This is a genomic window from Streptomyces sp. 5K101, from assembly GCF_046506645.1.
Taxonomy (GTDB): Bacteria; Actinomycetota; Actinomycetes; order Streptomycetales; family Streptomycetaceae; genus Streptomyces.
Window position 1 is genome coordinate 237,870 of record NZ_JBKFFO010000001.1, and the last position, 23,347, is coordinate 261,216.

At 73.0% G+C, this 23,347-nt stretch carries 17 protein-coding genes; 7 read left to right on the top strand and 10 right to left on the bottom strand.

Features of this window, described 5'->3' with window-relative positions; translation table 11 throughout:
* Positions 1-532 precede the first annotated feature (532 nt).
* From ACLB9X_RS01060 to ACLB9X_RS01095, 8 genes are all read right to left on the bottom strand, one after another.
* Positions 533-2,125: a DEAD/DEAH box helicase gene (locus ACLB9X_RS01060; protein ID WP_410358249.1), complete on the bottom strand. Its 1,593-nt coding sequence runs from the start codon at positions 2,123-2,125 to the stop codon at positions 533-535.
* A gap of 89 nt (positions 2,126-2,214) precedes the next feature.
* A complete protein-coding gene (locus ACLB9X_RS01065) occupies positions 2,215-2,418 on the bottom strand; it encodes a cold-shock protein (protein ID WP_290114082.1) in 204 nt (67 codons plus the stop codon).
* Positions 2,419-2,743: 325 nt separating this feature from the next.
* Positions 2,744-3,217 carry a pyridoxamine 5'-phosphate oxidase family protein gene (locus ACLB9X_RS01070; RefSeq protein ID WP_410358250.1) on the bottom strand — a complete coding sequence of 158 codons (474 nt, stop codon included), beginning with the start codon at positions 3,215-3,217 and terminating at the stop codon, positions 2,744-2,746.
* 109 nt (positions 3,218-3,326) lie between these two features.
* Entirely contained in the window at positions 3,327-3,911 is a 585-nt protein-coding gene (locus ACLB9X_RS01075) for a HutD family protein (RefSeq protein WP_410358251.1), read from the bottom strand.
* Positions 3,908-4,651 (bottom strand): vWA domain-containing protein, encoded by a 744-nt coding sequence (locus tag ACLB9X_RS01080; protein WP_410358252.1) that lies wholly within the window; start codon positions 4,649-4,651, stop codon positions 3,908-3,910. The genes ACLB9X_RS01075 and ACLB9X_RS01080 overlap by 4 nt, the downstream gene beginning before the upstream one ends.
* 271 nt (positions 4,652-4,922) lie before the next feature.
* Entirely contained in the window at positions 4,923-6,383 is a 1,461-nt protein-coding gene (locus tag ACLB9X_RS01085) for a glutamate synthase subunit beta (protein WP_410358253.1), read from the bottom strand.
* On the bottom strand, positions 6,376-10,935 hold the full coding sequence (gltB, locus tag ACLB9X_RS01090) for a glutamate synthase large subunit (protein WP_410358254.1): 4,560 nt from the start codon (positions 10,933-10,935) through the stop codon (positions 6,376-6,378). The genes ACLB9X_RS01085 and gltB overlap by 8 nt, the downstream gene beginning before the upstream one ends.
* Positions 10,936-11,354: 419 nt before the next feature.
* Entirely contained in the window at positions 11,355-12,083 is a 729-nt protein-coding gene (locus ACLB9X_RS01095) for a VIT1/CCC1 transporter family protein (protein WP_410358255.1), read from the bottom strand.
* A gap of 219 nt (positions 12,084-12,302) precedes the next feature.
* On the opposite strand from ACLB9X_RS01095, the gene ACLB9X_RS01100 reads away from it, so the two are divergent.
* The 7 genes from ACLB9X_RS01100 to ACLB9X_RS01130 all read left to right on the top strand — a co-directional run bounded on the left by ACLB9X_RS01100 (position 12,303) and on the right by ACLB9X_RS01130 (position 20,704).
* Positions 12,303-13,355, top strand: coding sequence for an ADP-ribosylglycohydrolase family protein (locus ACLB9X_RS01100; RefSeq protein ID WP_410358256.1), 1,053 nt, complete (start codon positions 12,303-12,305; stop codon positions 13,353-13,355).
* A gap of 45 nt (positions 13,356-13,400) precedes the next feature.
* The gene (locus tag ACLB9X_RS01105; RefSeq protein ID WP_410358257.1) at positions 13,401-14,957 is read left to right on the top strand and encodes an ADP-ribosylglycohydrolase family protein; all 1,557 of its coding nucleotides are present in this window, start codon (positions 13,401-13,403) and stop codon (positions 14,955-14,957) included.
* A gap of 75 nt (positions 14,958-15,032) precedes the next feature.
* Positions 15,033-16,247, top strand: coding sequence for an ADP-ribosylglycohydrolase family protein (locus ACLB9X_RS01110; protein WP_410358258.1), 1,215 nt, complete (start codon positions 15,033-15,035; stop codon positions 16,245-16,247).
* A complete protein-coding gene (locus ACLB9X_RS01115; RefSeq protein ID WP_410358259.1) occupies positions 16,244-17,809 on the top strand; it encodes an ADP-ribosylglycohydrolase family protein in 1,566 nt (521 codons plus the stop codon). The genes ACLB9X_RS01110 and ACLB9X_RS01115 overlap by 4 nt, the downstream gene beginning before the upstream one ends.
* A complete protein-coding gene (gene rbsK, locus ACLB9X_RS01120; RefSeq protein WP_410358260.1) occupies positions 17,806-18,693 on the top strand; it encodes a ribokinase in 888 nt (295 codons plus the stop codon). The genes ACLB9X_RS01115 and rbsK overlap by 4 nt, the downstream gene beginning before the upstream one ends.
* Positions 18,690-19,904 (top strand): CaiB/BaiF CoA transferase family protein, encoded by a 1,215-nt coding sequence (locus ACLB9X_RS01125; protein WP_410358261.1) that lies wholly within the window; start codon positions 18,690-18,692, stop codon positions 19,902-19,904. Before rbsK ends, ACLB9X_RS01125 begins: the two co-directional genes overlap by 4 nt.
* Positions 19,901-20,704, top strand: a complete 804-nt coding sequence (locus ACLB9X_RS01130; RefSeq protein ID WP_410358262.1) for an HpcH/HpaI aldolase/citrate lyase family protein — start codon at positions 19,901-19,903, stop codon at positions 20,702-20,704. Before ACLB9X_RS01125 ends, ACLB9X_RS01130 begins: the two co-directional genes overlap by 4 nt.
* A 606-nt stretch (positions 20,705-21,310) precedes the next feature.
* On the opposite strand, the gene lgt is transcribed toward ACLB9X_RS01130, so the two are convergent.
* Together lgt and ACLB9X_RS01140 are read right to left on the bottom strand one after the other, a co-directional pair.
* Positions 21,311-22,285 (bottom strand): prolipoprotein diacylglyceryl transferase, encoded by a 975-nt coding sequence (gene lgt / locus ACLB9X_RS01135; RefSeq protein ID WP_410358263.1) that lies wholly within the window; start codon positions 22,283-22,285, stop codon positions 21,311-21,313.
* 158 nt (positions 22,286-22,443) lie between these two features.
* Complete coding sequence (locus ACLB9X_RS01140) at positions 22,444-23,292, bottom strand: DsbA family protein (protein ID WP_410358264.1); 849 nt, start codon at positions 23,290-23,292, stop codon at positions 22,444-22,446.
* Positions 23,293-23,347: the final 55 nt, after the last annotated feature.

The window sequence follows — 23,347 nt, forward strand, 5'->3', positions numbered from 1 at the left end:
CCCCAGACGGGCTGACTTCGCTCCGCGAAATCCAGCCCCGCTGGGGGCACTTCGCCTGGCTTCGCCGGGGAGATCGTGCCCACGGCGGCGAACACCTCCTACTACGCCGAGATCGTCCGGAACAATCGGAAGCTGCGGCAGGCGATCGAGGCCGGCACCAGCGTGACCGCGATGGGCTACGCCCAGGACGCGGACCGGCCGAGGTCATCGAGACCTCCACTGCCCGGCTCCTGTCGCTCCAGGCCGGCTATGGCATGGGAAAGGGCCCGCGCCGGACCTCGGCCCCCAGGCCGTAGGGGGTTGAGGCGCGGGGGAAGCGCTCCCGGGGCAATCCCCGCGCAGCGCGCCGTCAGGCTCCCCCCCGGCCGCCGCCCCGCGGCGCGCCAGGTTCAGGCGCCGGGCGCAGCGCCCCTGGGGCAATCCCCGCGCAGCACCTCGTCAGGCTCCCCCGCCCGCCGCCCCCCGCGGCCGCCAAGCCGTAGGGGGGTGAGGCGCGGGGGCAGCGCGCCCCCGGCCCCCGCGCGGCGGGACGTCAGGCTCCCCCGCCGCCACCCCCGCGGCGGGCACGGCCGCGGCCGGACCCTTCGCCTTGCGCACGCGCACGGCCACGGCCTCCCGGCTCGGCCTGGGTGCGTGCGCGGCCGCGGCCGGACGGCTCGGTCTGCGCAGGGCCGCGGCCGCGCGAACGCGTCGTCCGGGAGTCGTTGCGCGACGCCCCCGGCGCGTCCGTACGGCGTCGGCGGGACGCCGGCACCGGCGGCTGCGGGACCTCGATCGTGACCGGCACGCCCGACGGCTCCCGCGCCCCCGTGAGGCGCGCCAGTTCCTCGTCGCCGGACGTGATCCTCGCCGTCCGCGGCTGTATGCCCGCGTCCGCCATCAGCCGCGTCATCTCGCGGCGCTGCTCGGGCAGCACCAGCGTCACGACACGGCCGGACTCCCCCGCACGGGCGGTGCGACCGCCGCGGTGCAGATAGTCCTTGTGATCGACGGGCGGGTCCACGTTGACGACCAGGTCCAGGTCGTCGACGTGGATGCCCCGGGCGGCCACGTTCGTCGCGACCAGCGCGGTGACCTGGCCGTTCTTGAACTGGTCCAGCGTGCGGTTGCGCTGCGGCTGCGAACGGCCGCCGTGCAGGGCCGCCGCCGGCACGCCGTTGGCCAGCAGCCGCTTGGCGAACCGGTCGGCGGTCCGCTTGGTGTCGACGAAGAGGATCACCCGGCCGTCGCGGGCCGCGATGCGTACGGCGACGGCCTTCTTGTCCGTCTCGTCGGCGACGTGCAGCACGTGGTGCTCCATCGTCGTCACCGCACCGGCGGACGGGTCCACGGAGTGCACGACGGGGTCGCTGAGGAACAGCCGGACCAGCCGGTCGATGTTCTTGTCCAGCGTCGCGGAGAACAGCATCCGCTGACCGTCCGGCTCGACCTGCTTCATCAGCGCCGTGACCTGCGGCATGAAGCCCATGTCGGCCATCTGGTCGGCCTCGTCGAGGACCGTGACGGACACCTGGTCGAGGCGGCAGTCGCCGCGGTCGACGAGGTCGATCAGCCTGCCCGGCGTCGCCACGAGCACCTCGGCGCCGCGGCGCAGCGCCCCCGCCTGCTTGTTGATGGACAGCCCCCCGACGACCGTGGCGAGCCGCAGCTGCACCGAGGTCGCGTACGGGGCGAGGGCGTCGGTGACCTGCTGGGCGAGTTCGCGTGTCGGCACCAGGACGAGAGCCAGCGGCGCCTTCGGCTCGGCGCGCCGGCCCGCGGTGCGGGCGAGCAGCGCGAGCCCGAAGGCGAGCGTCTTGCCCGAGCCGGTGCGCCCGCGGCCGAGGACGTCACGGCCGGCCAGGGTGTTCGGGAGGGTTGCCGCCTGGATGGGGAAGGGGTCGGTGACACCCTGCGCGGCAAGGGTCTTGAGCAGCGCGGCCGGCATGTCCAGCTCACCGAACGCCGTGACGGCGGGCAGCGCCGGCGTGACGGTCTCCGGCAGCGTGAACTCCTGCGGCGCGGCCGGCCCGCGGGCGGCCGGCCTCGCGGCGCGCTTGGCCGGGGCCTTGCCACGCGAGGTGGCGCGGGCAGCGGCGCCGGGGCCTGCCGGTCGCCTGCGTGCCGGACGTTCGGAGCGGTTCATGAGGCCATGCCTTCCTGGTCCCTGTGGACAGAACGAGCCGGGGCCCGCACCGAGCAGGTGCGGACCCCGGCCGAGGTGTACGCCAGCGATCAGGCCGGGAGGATGTTCTCCGCCTGCGGGCCCTTCTGGCCCTGCGTGACGTCGAAGGTGACCTTCTGGCCCTCCTGGAGCTCACGGAAGCCCGAGGTGGCGATGTTGGAGTAGTGGGCGAAGACGTCGGCGCCGCCGCCGTCCTGCTCGATGAAGCCGAAGCCCTTTTCCGCGTTGAACCACTTCACGGTGCCGGTTGCCATGTCATTCTCCTCAAACGGGGCAAGCCGGGAATACACACTGCGCGCATTCCCCGTCGCTGCATTGACCCCATCCGGGAGTGCCGGAAACAAAACGTGCGCCTGAGGAAGCATTCCCGTCAGGCGCACACAAAGTTCATGGGTACCAAAACTGCAACGTCGTCACACTAGCACGTATACGGCCAGAACGTCGGGTACGGGGTATGGGGGCGGTGCCCCTTTCGGGGCCGCCGTGGCGGGCACGCCGCGACCCACCCGGTGTCGCGCACGACGCGGCAGGTGAGCCGGATGCCGAGGTCGGCGCGGGTCCGCCCGCGCCCCGCAGCGGTCAGCGGCGCCGGATCGTCCTGAGCGCCGCGCCCGGACGCCAGGTCCGGATGACCAGTTCGTCGCCCTCGACACAGGTGTGCACCACCTCGCCGAGCTCCGCCCGGAAGAGGTGGAAGGGCTCGGGCGGCTCGGCCTCGGCGGCGAAGCGCGCCGTCACGTCGGGATCGGTCACTTCGGCCGCCCGCCCGGAGATGCGCACGTCGCCGCCGTCCATGGAGTCGTCGACACCCGGATTGGTGTGCAGGGCGAAGCGCGGATCGCGCTGGAGGTCCTGCGCCTTTCGGGAGTAGGGCATCATGCCGAGCCACAGCTCACCGAAGCGGATGTCCACCTCCAGGCCGGTCAGGCGGGGTGATCCGTCCTTGCGGAGGGTGGCGAGCACATGGTGCCGGTAGCGCTCGAAGCGGTGCTGGACGGTCTCGGCGAAGGCGGGCTCTGCGGTCCGGAAGGCGGACCAGGGGACGAAGGTCATGACCTCATCCCAGCAGGGAAACCGGACATCTTCCGTCGGGTTTCTGCTGCCTCGTTCGTACGGACCGGGGTGCCTGGACGCCGGACGGCGGCGTCCGCTCCGGCAGGGCTCAGTCGGCGGCCGGAACGCGGATCGTGACCACGGCGGCGTCGCCGTCCGTCCGCAGGACACCCGCATGACCGTCCAGGACGGCCGCGTCGTACCGGCCGAGCGTCACGCGCTCGGATTCGGGGCTCCGCGCCTCCAGCACCGCCGTCCCCCGCAGGGCCACGACCACGACGACCGCACGGTCCGGGACGACGACGGGCAGGCTGCCTCGCACGACCCCGGTGACGACCTCGGCGCGGTCGCGGCGGTGCATGACGTTGAAGTTGACCACCGGGCCGCCGAGGAGCCGGCCGTCGGTGGGCCGGTCGCCGGGAAAGTCCCGGGGCACGAACCGCTCGTCGACGAGGAGCCTCTCGCCGCCGACCGTGAGGTCCATGCCCGCGCCGTCCACCACGGTGAGGGTCCGGTCCACGCCCGGGAACGCGGAGAACGGGCCGTCCGCCGCGACGTCGGCGAGGCTGATGCGCCAGTCGAAGGCGTCCATCGGCGCGCCCTCGGGCGAGGCGGCGATCTCCCGGGTCACGCCGCCGCCGTTCTTCCACGGCACGGCGATGCGGCCCGCGGCACGCAGGACGCGCACGCTCACCGGACGATGCCCTGGGCGCGGGCGGCGGCGAGCCACTGCGGGAACTCCCCGACCAGCCGGTCGTACAGCTCGGCGTCCGGCACCTGGCGCGGGTCGAGCCCGGCGTGGAAGAAACCGGCGTTGTCCACGGGACGCTTGGCGGGGACGGCGAGCTCGTCGAGCCTGCGCAGGAAGTCGAACTGCGTACTGCGCTTGTTGCCGAAACCGATGAACTGCCAGAACAGCGGCAGGCGCGCCGCCTTGCACAGGTAGCGCTCGGCGGCGAGCTTGCTGATGGGGCCGCCGTCGGTCTGGAAGACGACCAGCGCGGGGGCGGTCGACCCGCTGTCGATGTAGTGGTCGAGCACGGCGTCCATGGCCAGGTGGTAGCTCGTCCTGCCCATGTGGCCGAGACCGGCGACGATTTCGTCGATCCGCCCGTGGTGGCGGTCGAGGGCGATGTCGGTGACGGCGTCGACGTCCGTGGAGAAGAACACGACGGGGACGCGGCCGTCGTCGTCGAGGTTGGCGGAGAGTCCGAGGACCCGGTCGGCGAGCGCCTGGACGCTGCCGTCCTCGTAGTACTCCTTCATGGACCCGGAGTAGTCGAGGACGAGATAGACGGCGGCGCGCTGCCCGTGCAGCCCGTGCTTCCGGAGGCTGACGCCGGCGGACTTGTAGAGGCTGACGAGCGCGGGCGCCCGCTCCTCGATCTTGCGGATGCTGATGGCCGGGCCCGGGGTGGTGCCGGCGAGGGCCATGCGGCGCTCCGTTCGTCGTGTCGTGCGGGTGCGCGGGGAGATCGTCCCGAGAGTACCTTCCGGGGGCCGCACCGGGGGTGCGCACCGGGGGGTCCGCACCGGGGAGTCCGTACCCCAATCCCCCCGAGGGCCAATCCCCTTGAGGCGCGAGCCCGGAGCAGACGCCCCGGCGCCCGGACGCACCGCGGCGCCTGCCCGTCCGGTCGGGGACAGGGGCAGGCGCCGCGATCAGTTCCGCACGCCGTTGTACGGGACGTTCAGGGGCTCCGCGTCAGACCGTCAGCGCTCGGTCCGTCGGGCGGATCGGGGCGGGCAGTTCGCTCGCCCCCGTCAGGTAGCGGTCGACGCCGCGTGCCGCCGAGCGGCCCTCGGCGATCGCCCACACGATCAGCGACTGGCCGCGGCCCGCGTCGCCGGCCACGAACACACCGTCGACGTTCGTCGCGAAGTCGGCGTCACGCGCGATGTTGCCGCGCTCGTCCAGCTCCAGGCCGAACTGCTGCACCAGGCCGTTGGCCTGGTCCGTGCCGGTGAAGCCCATGGCGAGGGTGACCAGCTGGGCGGGGATCTTCCGCTCCGTGCCCGGCTTCTGCTCCAGCTTGCCGTCGACGAACTCGACCTCGACGAGGTGGAGGAACTGGACGTTGCCGTCCTCGTCGCCCTCGAAGTGGGTGGTGGAGACGGAGTAGACCCGCTCGCCGCCCTCCTCGTGCGCGGAGGTGACCTTGTAGAGCATCGGGAACGTCGGCCACGGCTGGCCCGCCGACCGCTCCTCGCCCGGCTTCGGCATGATCTCCAGCTGCGTGACGGACGCCGCGCCCTGCCGGTGGGCCGTACCGACGCAGTCCGCGCCGGTGTCGCCGCCGCCGATGACGACGACGTGCTTGCCCTCGGCGGTGATCGGAGGGGCGACGAAGTCGCCCTCCTGCACCTTGTTGGCGAGCGGCAGGTACTCCATCGCGAAGTGGATGCCGCCCAGCTCACGGCCCGGGACCGGCAGGTCGCGGGAGACCGTGGCGCCGGCCGCGATGACCACCGCGTCGTACCGCTGCCGCAGCTTCGCGGCGTCGATGTCGCGGCCGATCTCGATCTCGGTGCGGAACTTGGTGCCCTCCGCGCGCATCTGCTCGATGCGCCGGTTGATGTGCACCTTCTCCATCTTGAACTCGGGGATGCCGTACCGCAGCAGACCGCCGATGCGGTCGGCGCGCTCGTACACGGCGACCGTGTGACCCGCCCGGGTCAGCTGCTGGGCGGCGGCCAGGCCCGCCGGGCCCGAGCCGATGACCGCGACGGTCTTGCCGGACAGGCGCTCCGGCGGCTGCGGGGTCACGTCGCCGGAGTCCCACGCCTTGTCGATGATGGAGACCTCGACGTTCTTGATGGTGACGGCGGGCTGGTTGATGCCCAGCACGCACGCCGCCTCACAAGGAGCGGGGCACAGCCGACCGGTGAACTCCGGGAAGTTGTTGGTCGCGTGCAGCCGCTCGGACGCGGCGGACCAGTCCTCGCGGTAGGCGTAGTCGTTCCACTCGGGGATGAGGTTCCCGAGCGGGCAGCCGTTGTGGCAGAACGGGATGCCGCAGTCCATGCAGCGGCCGGCCTGCTTGCTGATGATCGGCAGCAGGGAGCCGGGAACGTAGACCTCGTTCCAGTCCTTGACGCGCTCCTCGACGGGACGGGTCGTGGCGACCTCGCGCCCGGTGGTCAGGAAGCCCTTGGGGTCAGCCATTGGTCGCCGCCTCCATCATCTTCTCGGTGGTCTCCTGCTCGGAGAGACCGGCGAGCTCAGCGGCGTCCTTGGCGGCGAGCACTGCCTTGTACGTGGTCGGGATGATCTTGCTGAACCGGTCCGCGTTCGCGGCCCAGTCGGCGAGCAGCCTCTCGGCGACGGTCGAGCCCGTCTCCTCGTGGTGGCGGCGCACGACGTCGTGCAGCCACTGCTTGTCGGCGTCGGACAGGGCCTCGATCGCCTCAAGGTTCCCGGAGTTGACGTTGTCCCGGTCGAGGTCGATCACGTACGCGATGCCGCCGGACATGCCGGCCGCGAAGTTGCGGCCCGTCTCGCCGAGCACCACCGCGTGGCCGCCGGTCATGTACTCGCAGCCGTGGTCGCCCACGCCCTCGGAGACGACGGTCGCGCCCGAGTTGCGGACGCAGAACCGCTCGCCGGTGCGGCCGCGCAGGAACAGCTCACCGCTGGTCGCGCCGTATGCGATGGTGTTACCCGCGATCGTCGAGTACTCGGCGAGGTGGTCGGCGCCGCGGTCCGGGCGGACGACGATCCGGCCGCCGGACAGGCCCTTGCCGACGTAGTCGTTGGCGTCGCCCTCCAGGCGCAGCGTGATGCCGCGCGGCACGAAGGCGCCGAAGGACTGGCCGGCGGAGCCCGTGAACGTGATGTCGATGGTGTCGTCGGGCAGACCCGCGCCGCCGAACCGCTTCGTCACCTCGTGGCCGAGCATGGTGCCGACAGTGCGGTTGATGTTGCGGATCGCGACCTGGGCACGCACCGGCTGCGCGTCCTCGGCGCTCGCCGCGCCCAGCGCGTCGGCGGCCAGCTCGATGAGCTCGTTGTCCAGGGCCTTCTCCAGGCCGTGGTCCTGCTCGACCAGCTGGTGGCGCACGGCGCCCTCGGGCAGCTCGGGCACGTGGAAGAGCGGGGCGAGGTCGAGGCCCTGCGCCTTCCAGTGGTTCACGGCCCGCGTGGTGTCGAGCAGTTCGGCGTGGCCGACGGCCTCCTCGACGCTGCGGAAGCCCAGCTCGGCGAGGATCTCGCGGACCTCCTCGGCAATGAACTCGAAGAAGTTGACGACGAATTCGGCCTTGCCGGAGAACCGCTCGCGCAGCACCGGGTTCTGCGTGGCGATGCCGACCGGGCAGGTGTCCAGGTGGCACACGCGCATCATGACGCAGCCGGAGACGACGAGCGGCGCGGTCGCGAAACCGAACTCCTCGGCGCCGAGCAGTGCGGCGATGACGACGTCGCGGCCGGTCTTCAGCTGACCGTCGGTCTGCACCACGATCCGGTCGCGCAGGCCGTTGAGCAGCAGCGTCTGCTGGGTCTCGGCGAGGCCGAGCTCCCAGGGGCCGCCCGCGTGCTTCAGCGAGGTCAGCGGGGACGCGCCCGTACCGCCGTCGTGGCCGGAGATGAGGACGACGTCCGCGTGCGCCTTGGAGACACCCGCGGCCACCGTGCCGACGCCGACCTCGGAGACCAGCTTCACGTGGATGCGGGCGACCGGGTTGGCGTTCTTGAGGTCGTGGATCAGCTGAGCCAGGTCCTCGATGGAGTAGATGTCGTGGTGCGGCGGCGGGGAGATCAGGCCGACACCCGGGGTGGAGTGCCGGGTCTTGGCGACCCACGGGTAGACCTTGTGGCCGGGCAGCTGGCCGCCCTCGCCGGGCTTGGCACCCTGGGCCATCTTGATCTGGATGTCGTCCGCGTTGACCAGGTACTCGCTGGTGACACCGAAGCGGCCGGAGGCGACCTGCTTGATGGACGAGCGGCGCTCGGGGTCGTACAGGCGCTCCGGGTCCTCGCCGCCCTCACCGGTGTTGGACTTGCCGCCCAGCTGGTTCATGGCGATGGCGAGGGTCTCGTGCGCCTCCTTGGAGATGGAGCCGTACGACATGGCGCCGGTGGAGAAGCGCTTGACGATCTCGCTGACCGGCTCGACCTCGTCGAGGGAGATCGGCTCGCGGTCGCTCTTGAAGCCGAACAGGCCGCGCAGCGTCATCAGCCGCTCGGACTGCTCGTTCACGCGGTCCGTGTACTTCTTGAAGATGTCGTACCGCTTGTTGCGCGTGGCGTGCTGCAGGCGGAAGACCGTCTCGGGGTCGAACAGGTGCGGCTCGCCCTCGCGGCGCCACTGGTACTCGCCGCCGATCTCCAGCGCGCGGTGCGCGGAAGGGATGCCGGAGGCCGGGTACGCCTTGGCGTGGCGGGCGGCGACCTCCTGGGCGACGACGTCGAGCCCGGCGCCGCCGATCTTGGTGGCGGTGCCGTTGAAGTACTTCTCGACGAACGCCTCGTCCAGGCCGACGGCCTCGAAGACCTGTGCGCCGCGGTAGGAGGCGACCGTGGAGATGCCCATCTTGGACATGACCTTGAGGACGCCCTTGCCGAGGGCGTAGATCAGGTTGCGGATGGCCTTCTCGGGCTCGATGCCCTCGATGAACGTACCGGCGCGCAGCAGGTCCTCGACGGACTCCATGGCCAGGTACGGGTTGACCGCGGCGGCGCCGTAGCCGATGAGCAGCGCGACGTGGTGCACCTCGCGGACGTCGCCGGCCTCGACCAGCAGACCCACCTGGGTGCGCTGCTTGGTGCGGATGAGGTGGTGGTGCACGGCGGAGGTGAGCAGCAGCGAGGGGATCGGCGCGTGCTCGGCGTCCGAGTGCCGGTCGGAGAGCACGATCAGGCGCGCGCCGTTCTCGATGGCGGCGTCGGCCTCGGCGCAGATCTCGTCGATCCGGGCGGCCAGCGCGTCGCCGCCGCCGGAGACCCGATAGAGGCCGGCGAGCGTGGCGGCCGTCATCCCCGGCATGTCGCCGTCGGCGTTGATGTGGATGAGCTTGGCCAGCTCGTCGTTGTCGATCACCGGGAAGGGCAGGGTGACGCTGCGGCAGGACGCGGCGGTCGGCTCCAGCAGGTTGCCCTGGGGGCCGAGCGAGGAGTGCAGCGAGGTGACGAGTTCCTCGCGGATGGCGTCCAGCGGCGGGTTGGTGACCTGCGCGAACAGCTGGGTGAAGTAGTCGAACAGCAGCCGCGGGCGCTCGGAGAGAGCCGCGATCGGCGAGTCGGTACCCATGGAGCCGATCGGCTCGGCGCCGGAGCGGGCCATCGGGGCGAGGAGGACGCGCAGCTCCTCCTCGGTGTAGCCGAAGGTCTGCTGGCGGCGGGTGACCGAGGCGTGGGTGTGGACGATGTGCTCGCGCTCGGGGAGGTCCTCGAGCTGGATCTCGCCGGCCTCGAGCCACTCGGCGTAGGGGGCCTCGGCGGCGAGGGCGGACTTGATCTCGTCGTCCTCGATGATGCGGTGCTCGGCGGTGTCGACGAGGAACATCTTGCCGGGCTGCAGGCGGCCCTTGCGGACGACCTTCGCCGGGTCGATGTCCAGCACGCCCACCTCGGACGACAGGACCACGAGTCCGTCGTCGGTGACCCAGTAGCGGCCGGGGCGCAGACCGTTGCGGTCCAGCACGGCGCCCACCTGCGTGCCGTCGGTGAAGGTGACGCAGGCCGGGCCGTCCCAGGGCTCCATCATCGTGGAGTGGTACTGGTAGAAGGCGCGCCGGGCCGGGTCCATCGAGTCGTGGTTCTCCCACGCCTCGGGGACCATCATCAGCACGGAGTGCGGCAGTGAGCGACCGCCGAGGTGCAGCAGCTCCAGGACCTCGTCGAACGAGGCGGAGTCGGAGGCGTCGGGGGTGCAGACCGGGAAGATCCGGTCCAGGGCGCCCTCGCCGAACAGGCCGGTAGCGAGCTGCGACTCACGGGCGCGCATCCAGTTGCGGTTGCCCTTGACCGTGTTGATCTCGCCGTTGTGCGCGACGAAGCGGTACGGGTGGGCCAGCGGCCAGCTCGGGAAGGTGTTCGTGGAGAACCGGGAGTGGACGAGCGCGACGGCGGTGGCGCAGCGCCGGTCGGACAGGTCCGGGAAGAAGGGCTCCAGCTGGCCGGTGGTCAGCATGCCCTTGTAGACGATCGTGCGGGCGGAGAGGGAGGGGAAGTACACCCCGGCCTCGCGCTCCGAGCGCTTGCGCAGCACGAAGGCCTTGCGGTCCAGCGCGATGCCGCTGCTGACACCGTCGGCAACGAAGAGCTGGCGGAAGACGGGCATGGTGGCGCGGGCGCCGTTGCCGAGGAGGTCGGGCGTGACGGGGACCTCACGCCAGCCGAGGACGTTCAGGCCCTCTTCGGCGGCGATCGTCTCGATCCGCGAGACGGCCTGTGCGGAGCCGTCGGCGGGAAGGAAGGCGATGCCGACGGCGTAGGAGCCGGCCTCGGGGAGGTCGAATCCGGCGACGTCACGCAGGAAGGCGTCCGGCACCTGCATCAGGATGCCCGCGCCGTCGCCGGAGTCCGGCTCGGATCCGGTGGCACCGCGGTGCTCGAGATTCCGCAGTACGGTCAGCGCCTGCTCGACCAGCTCATGGCTGGCTACACCGGTGAGGGTGGCCACGAACCCGACACCGCAGGCGTCGTGTTCGTTACGGGGGTCGTACATCCCCTGGGGGGCAGGGCGACCGTCCATGGGCGACCAGGCGTCGGAACGCATCGGCTCTCCCGTCGTCGTCGTGGCATGTGCAGTGCCGAGGGACGACGTTGGCCCTCCGCGAAATTTCGTGCAGGTTACATGATGGAGTGCTTCTCGGAAAGCGGATAGGTCATTCCAGCATGCGGACACCGCGCCAGGCGGTGAAGGGTGGGTCACAGCCGAACGGACCGGACGGATCGGGATTCGGAGGACCATCGCAGGAGCGGGCTTCATTGCCCGCAGCGCCTACGGCTCATGCCCGGGGATTACGCCGTCGAAACCGCCGGGTAACGGCTATTTATGTTGCGCCTTGCATAGTGTCTCATCCTGACCCCGATCCGAGGAGAGGACGTACGTCACAGGGTCCGTGACGGGGCCCGAAAATGCCACCGCACCAGCCCTTGACTTGGGCCGGTGCGGATGATTGCGCCTGATCGGCGTCAGACCGCGCCGCCGATGAGCACGCCCAGCCCGTACGTGACGGCCGCGGCGGCCCCGCCCAGCGCGAGCTGGCGCAGACCGCTGAACCACCAACTGCGGGCGGTGACCCGGGCGACCAGCGCACCGCAGGCGAAGAGCCCGAGGAGCGCGACCAGCACGGCCGGCCACAGAGCGCTCGCACCGAGCAGATACGGCAGGACCGGCAGCAGCGCGCCGAGCGCGAACGAGCCGAAGGACGAGACGGCGGCGACGACGGGCGAGGGCAGGTCGTCGGGGTCGATGCCCAGCTCCTCGCGGGCGTGGATCTCCAGCGCCTGCTCGGGGTCCCGGGAAAGCTGCATCGCCACCTCGCGGGCGAGCGGGGGCTCGACACCACGGGCGACGTAGAGCGCGGCGAGCTCCTCCATCTCGTCGACCGGATGCTTGCGCAACTCCCGCCGCTCGACGTCGAGTTCGGCCTGGACCAGCTCCCGCTGCGAGGCGACGGAGGTGTACTCGCCCGCGGCCATCGAGAACGCGCCCGCCGCGAGTCCGGCCAGCCCGGTGATGACGATGGTCTGCTGCGAGACCGCTCCGCCCGCGACGCCGGTCATCAGGGCGAGGTTGGACACGAGCCCGTCCATCGCGCCGAACACCGCCGGGCGCAGCCAGCCGCCGTTCACGTCACGGTGCGTGTGGTTGTCACGGTGCGCCTCGTGAAGCGTGGCCTCGGTTTCGATGATGGACACAGCTCTCCCCTCTCCGGCAGCGGACCCAGTGGGCCCGCGCGCCCTGAACACCCTCGAAAATACGCACGATGTAAGGGGCGCGCCAGCAAGGCAGGCTTTACTAACCTGGGCCGGGAGAGTGCGGCAAGCCGGGTGACAGAAACGTTTCTCTGACTGTTTCGCGGGCCGCGCGTGGCAGACATCCGGGAACAGGCTCGCGCGCGCGAAAGGGCCCCTTCCATGGAGTTGCTGACCGAGTCGTATACGGCCGCCCCGGCGGCCACGGGGGAGGCGGCCGCCGCCGCTCCCGCCGCCGCGGACCTGCACGACCGGGCGCGGGGCGCGCTGCTCGGCCTCGCGGTCGGCGACGCGCTCGGCGCGCCCGCCGAGAACCTGCGGCCCTCCGAAATCCGCCGCCGCTGGGGCCGGATCGAGGGCTTCGTCAGCGACGATCCCTCGGGCACGGACGACACCGAGTACGCCATCTTCTCGGGCCTGCTGCTCGCCCGGCACGGCTCGGAGCTCACCGTCGCGCACGTCGAGTCGGCCTGGCACGCGTGGATCGCGGACCTGGACGAGGGCCCCTTCCGCGGGGCCGGCTTCAGCGAGCGGGGCACGCTGGAGAACCTCCGCCGCGGCCTCGCCGCCCCGGTCTCGGCGCAGCACCGCCACGCGTGGAGCGACGGCCTGGCGATGCGGGCGGCGCCGTTCGGCGTCTTCGCGGCCGGGCGGCCCGAGGAGGCCGCCCGGCTGGTGACCATCGACGGGAGCGTCAGCCACGACGGCGAGGGCATCCACGGAGGCCGGGCGGTCGCGGCCGGGGTCGCGGCGGCGATGGGCGGGGCGGGCCCGGCCGGGGTGATCGGGGCGGCTCTGTCGGTGGTCCCGATGGACTCGTGGACGGCCCGCTCGATGCGCCGCGCGGTGGTGGCGGCGGGCCGCGCGTACCCGGACGCGCTGTCCAGGGAACGGGCGATCCGCTCGACGGTGGTGATCGGCGGCTACCCCTGGACGGACCTGGCCCCGGAGGCGGTGGGTCTGGCCTTCGGCGCCTTCGCGGCGGCCCGCGGAGACTTCCGCGACTCGGTGCTCACGGCGGTGAACATGGGCCGCGACGCGGACACGACGGCGGCGGTGGCGGGCGCGCTGGCGGGAGCGGTGTCCGGGGCCGGGGCGATCCCGGAAGCGTGGTCGTCCGCGATCGGCCCGGTCCGCGGCAGCTGCCTCCCGTCGATGCGCGGCCGCCACGTCCTCGACGTGGCAACGCTCCTGACCCCACCCCCACCCCGATGACCCCCACGCCGGACACGGACGCGCCCGAGGCCCAGGTCGCCGCGGGTGCGTCCGCCGGGCCCTGACGCCACGCGCCCCAGCCCCGCCCGGCACCCCGACGCGGACGCACCGGCGACGACGCACGCGGTGCAAGCCCGGGGACGCACGGCCCCGCCCGGAGACACGCCACACGCCGCGCGTGAGCCGCAGGCGGCCGGGGCCGGCGGCCCCCTCCCCGGACACACGCTGCCGGCGGAACACCCACACGACGCGGACGCGCCGATGTCGCCGCACGCCGAGCGCGAGCCGCAGGGGGCCGGGGTCCCCGTTTCGGGGAATGGCGGGGTGAGGGAAAAGCACACGGGCCCGGGCCCTGACGGCGCCCCCCTCCCCGATCGCACGCTGCCGGCGAAACACCCACACGACGCGGACGCGCCGACGACGGCACACGCCGAGCGCGAGCCGCAGGGGCCCGGGGGCGCAGCCCCCGTTTCGGGAAAGGGCGGGGTGGGGGACAAGCGAACGAGCCGCACCCGACCTGTCGAAGGCCTGCTCCTCGGGCTCGCCGCCGGCGACGCCGCCGGCTGGCCCGCCGCCCGGCACCGCGCAGGCCGCATGCCCGAGTGGACCCGCCGTCTCACCCGCGAGCTCGACACCTTCGCCGAGCACAACGCCACCACCACCCTCCCCGTCCCCATCGCCCTCAACCAGCCGCCCGAGCCCCTTCGGCTCGGCCCCTCCGACGACGCCGAGTGGGCCGCCTTCGCCGCCGGGACCGTCCTCACCGCCTGGGGGGACCACTTCCGCGGGCTCGCCCCCGGCCGCCGTCTGCGCGCAGCCGTGGACCTGGCCTGGAACTCCCTCGCCAGCCAGGTCGCCGCGGCAGCCGACCGCGCCCCCGAGGTCGAGTCCGCCGTGCTCCCCCTGCGCGCCCGGATCTCCGTACGCGCAGGACTGGGCAACCTCGCGACCGGACTGCGCCCGCCCGCCACCGGTCACGACAACCCGCACTACTTCGACGACGCGGCCTGCGTCCGTGCCGCCGTACTCGCCGTCGTGCACCCCGGCGACCCGGACGCCGCGGCCGAACTCGCCGAGTTCGACGCCCGCTACACCCAGGACGGCGACGGCGTCCACGGCGCCCGCGCCATGGCCGCCGCCGTCGCCGCGGCGCTCGGCGGCGCGTCCGTCGAGGACACGGTCGGGGCCGCGCTCGCCCAGCTCCCCGAGTCCACCGAGATCGGCCGCAACGCGCGCCACGCCGTCGGACTCGCCCGCGAGGCCGGCGGCGCGTTCGAGCTCGTGCCCCTGTTGGAGCATCAGATCGTCGACCACGTCTACAGCTACGGCATCGCCGCGGCCGAGACCGTCCCCGTCGCACTCGCCGTCACCACCGCCGCGCACGGCCAGGTCGCCGAGGCGGTGCCCGCCGCGGCCTGCCTCTCCCGCGTCGCCGACTCCGCCCCCGCGCTGGCCGGCGCGCTGACCGGCGTACTCGGCGGCGGCGACTGCGTACCCCGTACCTGGCGCGACACCTGCCGCACCCTGGCGGGCTGTGCCCTGCCCCACCTCGCCGGCACCGACCTCGTCGAACTCGCCGGTCTGCTCGACGACGCGCTGTAGGGCAGCCGAGGGGCCGCGGCCGAATCCGGGCGCGCGGTGCTCGGCCAACCGCCGCACCAGGGAGACAATCCGGGCATGACGACAGCGACGGCGAACACGGCGACCGCGACGAGCTCGACCCCGGCAGAGCGCACGACTCCCCCGCACCCCTCACTCGACGACCGGTTCACGGGCAGCCTCGTCGGCGCCGCCGTCGGCGACGCGCTCGGCGGCGCCGTCGAGGGGTACAGCCCCGAGCAGATCGTCGAACGGCACGGCGGCCGCATCGACGGCATCGTGGGCCCCTGGAACGGCGACGAGTGGCGCACCGCGCGCCCGCTCGCCCCGTACCACAAGGGCAACGGCCACATCACCGACGACACATTGATGACCCACGCCCTGGTCCGCGTCTACGCCACCGTCCGCGACCACCTCGATGCCTACGCCGTCGCCGACCACCTCGTCCCGGACCTGATCTCCCACACCCGCTGGATCCCCGAGCTCGAGGCGGAGACCCTCCCCCTGCACCGGGTCTTCCTCGCCGAGAAATGGATCGTCCACCGCCTGCACTACGGGCACAACGACCCGCGCGAGGCGGGCGTCGGCAACATCGTCAACTGCGGAGCGGCGATGTATATGGCCCCCGTGGGCCTCGTCAACGCCGCCGACCCGACGGCCGCTTACCACGAGGCCCTCGACATCGCCGGCGCGCACCAGTCCTCGTACGGCCGCGAGGCGGCGGGCGTCTTCGCCGCGGCGGTCGCCGCGGCGTGCCTGCCCGAGGCGACACCCGCCACCGTGGTCGACGCCGCGCTCGCCCTCGCCAAGGACGGCACCCAGGCCGCCATCGAAGCCGTCGCCGAAACCGCCGCGGGACACGCGGACTTCGAATCGGCGCTCGGCCCGCTGCGGGCCGCGGTGGCACCGTTCGACACCGTCGGCCCCGACTACCGCTCCCCCTCCCTGGGCGCCCGGAGGCCGTCCCGCCTGCACGCCATCGAGGAGTTGCCGATCGCCCTCGGCATGCTGCTGGTCTGCGACGGCGACTACCGCCGTACGGTCCTGTCCTGCGTCAACTACGGCCGTGACTGCGACTCCATCGCGACGATGGCGGGCGCGATCGCGGGCGCGCTGCACGGCGAGGCGGCGGTGCCCCGTGAGTGGGCGAAGCAGGTCGCCGAGGCGAGCCGCGTCGACCTGCACGCGCCCGCCGTCGAGCTGACGGCCGTGGCGCGGGAGATCCACCTCCGGGACCTGGCCCGCCGCCGGGCCCACGAGGCGGCGTTCGCCGAGCTGACGGACGCGCGATGACCGGTCTGCTGCGTCTGACCTGGGTGCAGCCCGAGGACCTCGTCGGGCACGAGCTGCGGCAGGCGGAGGAGGACGGCCGCGACGCGACGGCCGTCCGCGACCGCTGGCTGGCCGCCGGCGGCATGCTGGCCCCGCCCCGCGCGGGCGCCTCCCCGGGCCCGCCGCGCCCGGAACTGCGGACGCTCGCAGAAGCGCTGCTCGACGAACTGGCCATGCTTCCTTCCCCGTTGGCGGGCGACGAACCGACGGACTGGCCCTCGATCGCCGCGGCCTGCCCGGACCGGCCCTCCCTCCGATCGCCGGGTCCCGCGCCCCGCCGGTCGCGTCCCTCACCCCATCCGGCGGGTCTCGCACCGCACCGGACGGGCCCGGCACCCCGGCCACCTGACTCCGCACCGCAACCGACCGGCTCAGCACCGCACCCGGCGGACTCCGCACCGCACCCGGTCCGCGACGCCACGGCCCCCGACAACGGGCACCCGCCCACCGGGCCGGCGCGACCGGCCCTCAACGAGCACGCCCTGCACGCCGCCTGGCTCGGCCGGGCCGTCGGATGCCTGCTGGGAAAGCCCGTCGAGAAGCTGCCCCTCCATGCCATCCGCGACATCGGCCGCGCCACCGGCAACTGGCCGCTCACCACCTGGTTCACCGCCCGAGGCCTGCCCGCCGAACTCGCCGCCGCCCACCCCTGGAACCGGCGCAGCGCCGCCACCTCGCTCGCCGAGAACATCGACGGCATGCCCGAGGACGACGACCTGAACTACCCCCTCCTCGCGCTCCTGCTCCTCCGCCGCCACGGCCGCGCCTTCACCACGGCACAGGTCGGGGCCCTGTGGCTGGACGAACTGCCGGCCGGCCGGACCTTCACCGCCGAACGCGTCGCCTACCGCAACCTCCTCTCCGGCATCGAGCCCCCGGTCACCGCCACCTACCGCAATCCCTTCCGCGAATGGATCGGCGCCGCGATCCGGGCCGACGCGCACGGCTGGACCAACCCCGGCGATCCCGCCGCCGCGGCCGAGCAGGCGTACCGCGACGCCGTCCTCACGCACACCGCGAACGGCGTGTACAGCGCGATGTTCACCGCCGCCGCCATCGCCGCGGCAGCCGGCGGCACCACCGATGTGCACGAGGCGATCGCCGTCGGCCTGACCGTCGTCCCGCCCCGCTCCCGACTCGCGCGCGCCGTGCGGTTCGGAGTCGAGGCGGCCCGTGCGGAAACCGACTTCGACCGCGCCGTGGACCTCATTCACGCGGCCTACGGCGCGTACCACTGGGTGCACGCGCTGCCCAACGCCGCTCTGCTCGCCGCCGCCCTCACCCACGCCGACGGCGACTTCACCGGCTCCATCTGCCGGGCCGTCTCCGGCGGGCTCGACACCGACTCGAACGGTGCGACGGCCGGCTCCCTCACCGGGCTGCTCGCCGGTGATCCCGGCCGGCTGCCGGACCGCTGGACGGCCCCGCTGAAGAACCGGCTCGCCACGTCCGTCGCCGGATTCGACGGCACCGGCTTCGACACCCTCGCCCGCCTGACGCTGAAGGAGGCACTCCGCCCATGACCGGCATCGTGGTGCTCGGCAGCACCAACATGGACCTCGTCGCCTACGTCGCGCGGGCCCCGAAGCGGGGAGAGACCGTCACGGGACGGGAGTTCCGTACGATCCCCGGCGGCAAGGGGGCGAACCAGGCCGTGGCCGCCGCCCGTGCGGGCGGCGACGTGATTATGATCGGCGCGGTGGGCTCCGACGAGTTCGGCGCGGTGCTCCGTCACACCCTCGACGCGTCCGGCGTCGACATCGACCTGCTGCGCACCGCCGAGGGCCCGTCCGGCACGGCGCACATCGTCGTCGACGACGAGGGCGGCAACTCCATCGTCGTCATCCCCGGCGCCAATGGCACCGTCACCGGTCTCACCCCCGGCGACGAAGCCCTCATCGCCACCGCCGGCATCCTCCTCCTTCAGCTCGAACTTCCGCTCAGCGCCGTGCTCGACGGCGCCGAGGCCGCTCACCGGCACGACGTACGCACCGTGCTCACCCCCTCTCCCGCGCAGCCGCTGCCGCCCGAACTCCTCGCCACCATCGATCTGCTGGTCCCCAACGAGCACGAGGCGGCCACGCTCGCCGGGGTCGCCGACCCGCACGGGGCCGCCGAGGCCCTGCTGCGGCAGGTCCCCGAGGTCGTCATCACCCTCGGCCCGGCGGGCTGCCTGTACGCCGCCCGCGACGCCGAACCCGTCACCGTGCCCGCACCGCAGGTCACCGCCGTGGACACCACCGCGGCGGGCGACACCTTCGTCGGCGCCCTCGCCGTCGCCCTCGGGGAGGGAAAACCGGTCCCCGAGGCCCTGGCGTGGGCCTCCACCGCCGCCGCCCTGTCCGTCCAACGCCCAGGAGCGTCCACCTCCATGCCGTACCGTCCCGAGATCGACGCAGCCTCATGACCCCGCCCCCCACACCGGACACCCCGCCCGCTCCCCTGGCCGGCCTCCGCGTCCTCGACCTGGCCACCCTCTTCGCCGGTCCGCTGTGTGCCACCCTGCTCGGCGACTTCGGCGCCGAGGTCATCAAGGTCGAGCACCCCACCCGCCCTGATCCGTCCCGTGGCCACGGTCCCGCCAAGGACGGCATCGGGCTGTGGTGGAAGGTCCTCGGCCGCAACAAGCGCACCGTCACCCTCGACCTGTCCACCCCCGGCGGCCGGGCCACGCTGCTGCGTCTCGCGAGGACCGCGGACGTGGTCGTCGAGAACTTCCGCCCCGGCACCCTGGAGAAGTGGGGCCTGGGCTGGGACGAACTGAACGCGGCCAACCCCCGCCTGGTCCTGACCCGGGTCACGGGATTCGGCCAGTTCGGGCCGTACTCCCACCGTCCTGGCTTCGGGACGCTCGCGGAGGCGATGAGCGGATTCGCCGCCGCGACGGGCGAGCCCGACGGCCCGCCCACTCTGCCGCCCTTCGGCCTCGCCGACTCCGTCGCCGCGCTCGCCACCGCCTACGCCGTCATGACGGCGCTCGCCGCCCGCACCGCCACCGGCCGTGGTCAGGTCGTCGACATGGCGATCATCGAACCGATCCTCGCCGTGCTCGGCCCCCAGCTGCTCTGGTACGACCAGCTCGGCTACGTCCAGCCGCGCACCGGCAACCGCTCGCGCAACAACGCCCCCCGCAACATCTACCGCACGGCCGACGGGAGTTGGCTCGCCGTCTCCACCTCCGCCCAGTCCGTCGCCGAACGGGTCATGCACCTGGTCGGCCGTCCCGAGCTGGTCGACGAGCCCTGGTTCGCCACCGGCAGCGGGCGCGCCGAGCACGCCGATCTGCTCGACGCGGCGGTCGGCGGATGGATCGCCCAGCACACCCGCACGGACGCCGTGGCCGCGTTCGAGAAGGCCGAGGCCGCGATCGCCCCCGTCTACGACATCCGCGACATCGTCGCCGACCCGCAGTACCAGGCGCTCGGGACGATCACCGAGGTCCCCGACCCGGAGCTCGGCCCGCTGCGTATGCAGAACGTCCTCTTCCGGCTCTCGGAGACCCCCGGCGCCATCCGCTGGGCCGGCCGGCCCCATGGAGCCGACACCGAGGAGGTCCTCGCCGAACTGGGCCTCACCCCGGCCGACATCACCGCACTCCGCACCGAAGGAGCGCTATGACCTTCCCCCTGACCTGGCTCTATGCCCCCGGTGACCGCCCCGACGTCGTCCACAAGGCCATCGCCTCCGGAGCGGACGTCGTCATCGTCGACCTCGAGGACGCGGTGGCCCAGGGCCGCAAGGACTACGCCCTCGCCGCCACGGCCGAACTGCTCGCCTCCCACTTGCCCCTGCCGGTCCATGTCCGCATCAACTCCCCCCTGGACGTCGAGACCCTCGCAGGGCTGCCGGGTCTGACAGCTCTGCGTGTTCCCAAGGTCGCATACGCCACTGACATTCAGCAGATCGCGGCCGCGGCGCCGGGCGTCCCGCTGTACGCGCTGCTGGAGTCGGCGCTCGCCGTCGAGCACGCGTACGCCATCGCCACGGCACACGACGCGGTCCGCGGCATCGCGCTCGGCGAGTCCGATCTCCGCGCCGACCTCGGCGTACGCGGCGACACCGGGCTCGACTGGCCGCGCACGCGCACGGTGGTCGCGGCCCGTGCGGCCGGGCTCGCGCCGCCGACGCAGTCCGTCTTCCCGGACATCGTCGACCTCGACGCGCTGCACGCCTCGTGCACCCACGGCCGTTCCATCGGCTTCCTGGGCCGCGCGGCCATCCATCCCCGTCAGCTTCCGGTCATCGAGCGCGCGTACCGGCCGACCCCGCAGGAGATCGAGGCCGCCGAGGAGATCGTGAAGGCGGCGGCGTCGGACGAGGGCGCGATGGCCCTGCCGGACGGGCGGTTCGTCGACGCCGCGGTCGTGGCAGCGGCGCAACGCACCCTTGACATCGCGGCACGGGACTGGGACCCCTGAGGGGGTCAATCCCGGGCTGGGCCGGGGCCCGGACTGGGCCGAGGCCCGGACTGGGCCGAGGCCGAACGGGCCGAGGCCGGCCGCGCCGATGGCCGGATGGGCCGAGGCCGGACCGCCAGAGGCCGGTCCCGCCAACCGGACGGACCCGACGCCGAACGGGTCGGGGCCCGCACTGGGCCGCGTCCGACCGCGCCGAGGGTGGACACGCCGGGACCGGACCGCCCGAGGCCCAACGGGCCGGGCCGGACCCGCCACGGGCCGGACCCGCCACGGACCGGACCCGCCAGGACCGGACGAGCCCAAGGCCGGACGAGCGCCAGGCCGAGCGGGTCGCTGCCCGCACTGGGCCAGGCTGGATGGGCTGAGGCTGGAGGGCCGGGGTCGGCACTGGGAGGCCTGACGGACTGGCCTCAAGGCCGGACGGGCCAGGGGCCGGACCCGCCGGAACCGGACGAGCGCGAGGCCGAACGGGCCGGGGCCCGATGGGCCCAGCGCAGACCCGCCAGGCGCCGGGCTGGGCCGGCCCGGACCGGACCCGCCCGAGGCAAAGAAACACGCAGACCGCCGGAGGCATCGCCTCCGGCGGTCTGCGTCAGGGGTCGGTCGTCAGCCCTTGCCGGCCGACTTGGCGTCCGCGTCCGCGTCCGCACGTGCGGCGTCCTCGCCGTCGGACGCCTCGGCGGCGGCCGTGGGCACGTCCTCCGCCGCGTCGTCGGCGCCCGAGTCAACCGCGTCCGACTCACCCGCCGCCGGCTTCGCCAGGTCCACCGCGCCGGGCTCCACGATCTCCTCGCGGCCCGGGCGCAGCCGGGCCGAGACCACCATGTAGACGACGGCCAGCAGGAAGACCACGATCGAGGTCCACACGTTGAGCCGCAGGCCCAGCACGTGGTGCGCCTCGTCGACCCGCATGTACTCGATCCAGCCGCGGCCCACGCAGTACGAGGCGACGTAGAGCGCGAACGCACGGCCGTGGCCCAGCTTGAAGCGGCGGTCGGCCCAGATCACGAGCAGCGCGACACCGATGCACCACAGGGACTCGTAGAGGAAGGTCGGGTGGTAGAGGCCCGCCTCGCGGTTCGGCCCCTCGGTGATCTTCAGGGCCCAGGGGACGTCGGTCTCCCTGCCGTACAGCTCCTGGTTGAACCAGTTGCCCCAGCGGCCGATGGCCTGCGCGAAGGCGATCGCGGGTGCGAGGGCGTCGGCCCACGCCGGGAGCGGGATGCCCCGGCGGCGGCAGCCGATCCAGGCGCCGACCGCGCCGAGCGCGATCGCGCCCCAGATACCGAGGCCGCCCTCCCAGATCTTGAAGGCGTCGACCCAGTTCTCACCCTCGCTGAAGTACAGCTGGTAGTCGGTGATCACGTGGTAGAGCCGGCCGCCGACGAGGCCGAAGGGCACGGCCCACACGGCGACGTCGGCGACGGTACCGGCCTTGCCGCCTCGGGCGATCCAGCGCTTGTTGCCGAACCAGACGGCTACGAAGACGCCGATGATGATGCAGAAGGCATAGCCGCGCAGCGGGAGCGGTCCGAGGTGGAGCACTCCGGTCGACGGGCTGGGAATGTAGGCGATGTCCATGGCAGCACCGACGCTACCGTGCCGGGTGGGACGTACGGCAACCGACCTGGCAACGTCTGGGTAACGAGCGCGCGCCCGCCGGGCGCGCGCCGAAGCCGCGGACCGACGGACGCGGTCAGGACGAAAACGGTCAGGAGAGAGGGGCAGGAGAGAGACGGTCAGGAACCCGACGCCCCGGGGGACGCTCCCGTGGGCGCGGTGGGCCGCTGCGTGCCGGGCTTCTTTCCCTTGTTGGCCTCCTCGACCCACTTCTTGAAGTTGGCCACGGAGATCTGCTCCCCGTCCTTCGTCGGGAAGATCGACTCCCCGTTGAGCTGCACGGTCGGTGTGCCGCGGAAGCCGCCCTTCTCGAAGGCCTCGTTGGACTTCCGGACCCAGCGGTCGTGCTTGCCGTCCTCCACACAGCTGCGGAAGGCGGGCGTGTCCAGGCCGGGGACCTGGCCGGACAGCTGGATCAGCTTCTCGTTCTTGGCGAAAGCGTCGTCCGGCTCCGGCGGCTGGTTGATGAACAGCACGTCGTGGTACGCGGTGAACTTCCCGGCGTCCTGGGCGCAGGCCGCCGCGTTCGCCGCGCGCAGGGAGCCGCTGCCGCCCATGTTGCCGTCGATGAGAGTGGCGAGACGGTATTCGATCTTGATCTTGCCGGCCCGCTCCAGCTCGTGGATCGTGTCCCGCAGGGCGTTCTCGAACTGGGCGCAGGCCGGGCAGCGGAAGTCCTCCCACACCGTGAGGGTGGCGGGCGCGTCGCTCGCGCCGACCGGGATCGCGAGCTGGTCGTCGCCCTGCGCACCGCTCGGCGCGGAGAGCGGACCGGTCTGCGCCGTGCCGTCCTCCTCCTTGCCGCTGTTCGCCGCGATCAGGCCGACGACGGCGGCCAGGCCGAGGACGCCGACCACGGCCGCGGCCACGATCAGGGTCCGCCTGCGCCTCTCGCGCGCCCGGTCCTGGGCCCGTTCCTGCTGGAGCCGCTCGCGTGCGGTCCGCTTACGTTCTTGGTTCTCGCTCACAAACCGCAAACGAACCGGGGAGGCGTGCGCACGCCTCCCCGGTCCCACATCCACC

Coding starts and splice junctions, on each gene's coding strand:
- ACLB9X_RS01065 (WP_290114082.1), bottom strand. CDS start 2,418: ATGGCAACCGGCACCGTGAAGTGGTTCAACGCGGAAAAGGGCTTCGGC.
- ACLB9X_RS01125 (WP_410358261.1), top strand. CDS start 18,690: ATGACCCCGCCCCCCACACCGGACACCCCGCCCGCTCCCCTGGCCGGC.
- ACLB9X_RS01060 (WP_410358249.1), bottom strand. CDS start 2,125: ATGAACCGCTCCGAACGTCCGGCACGCAGGCGACCGGCAGGCCCCGGC.
- lgt (WP_410358263.1), bottom strand. CDS start 22,285: ATGGACATCGCCTACATTCCCAGCCCGTCGACCGGAGTGCTCCACCTC.
- ACLB9X_RS01115 (WP_410358259.1), top strand. CDS start 16,244: ATGACCGGTCTGCTGCGTCTGACCTGGGTGCAGCCCGAGGACCTCGTC.
- ACLB9X_RS01110 (WP_410358258.1), top strand. CDS start 15,033: ATGACGACAGCGACGGCGAACACGGCGACCGCGACGAGCTCGACCCCG.
- ACLB9X_RS01100 (WP_410358256.1), top strand. CDS start 12,303: ATGGAGTTGCTGACCGAGTCGTATACGGCCGCCCCGGCGGCCACGGGG.
- ACLB9X_RS01070 (WP_410358250.1), bottom strand. CDS start 3,217: ATGACCTTCGTCCCCTGGTCCGCCTTCCGGACCGCAGAGCCCGCCTTC.
- ACLB9X_RS01080 (WP_410358252.1), bottom strand. CDS start 4,651: ATGGCCCTCGCCGGCACCACCCCGGGCCCGGCCATCAGCATCCGCAAG.
- gltB (WP_410358254.1), bottom strand. CDS start 10,935: ATGCGTTCCGACGCCTGGTCGCCCATGGACGGTCGCCCTGCCCCCCAG.
- ACLB9X_RS01085 (WP_410358253.1), bottom strand. CDS start 6,383: ATGGCTGACCCCAAGGGCTTCCTGACCACCGGGCGCGAGGTCGCCACG.
- rbsK (WP_410358260.1), top strand. CDS start 17,806: ATGACCGGCATCGTGGTGCTCGGCAGCACCAACATGGACCTCGTCGCC.
- ACLB9X_RS01130 (WP_410358262.1), top strand. CDS start 19,901: ATGACCTTCCCCCTGACCTGGCTCTATGCCCCCGGTGACCGCCCCGAC.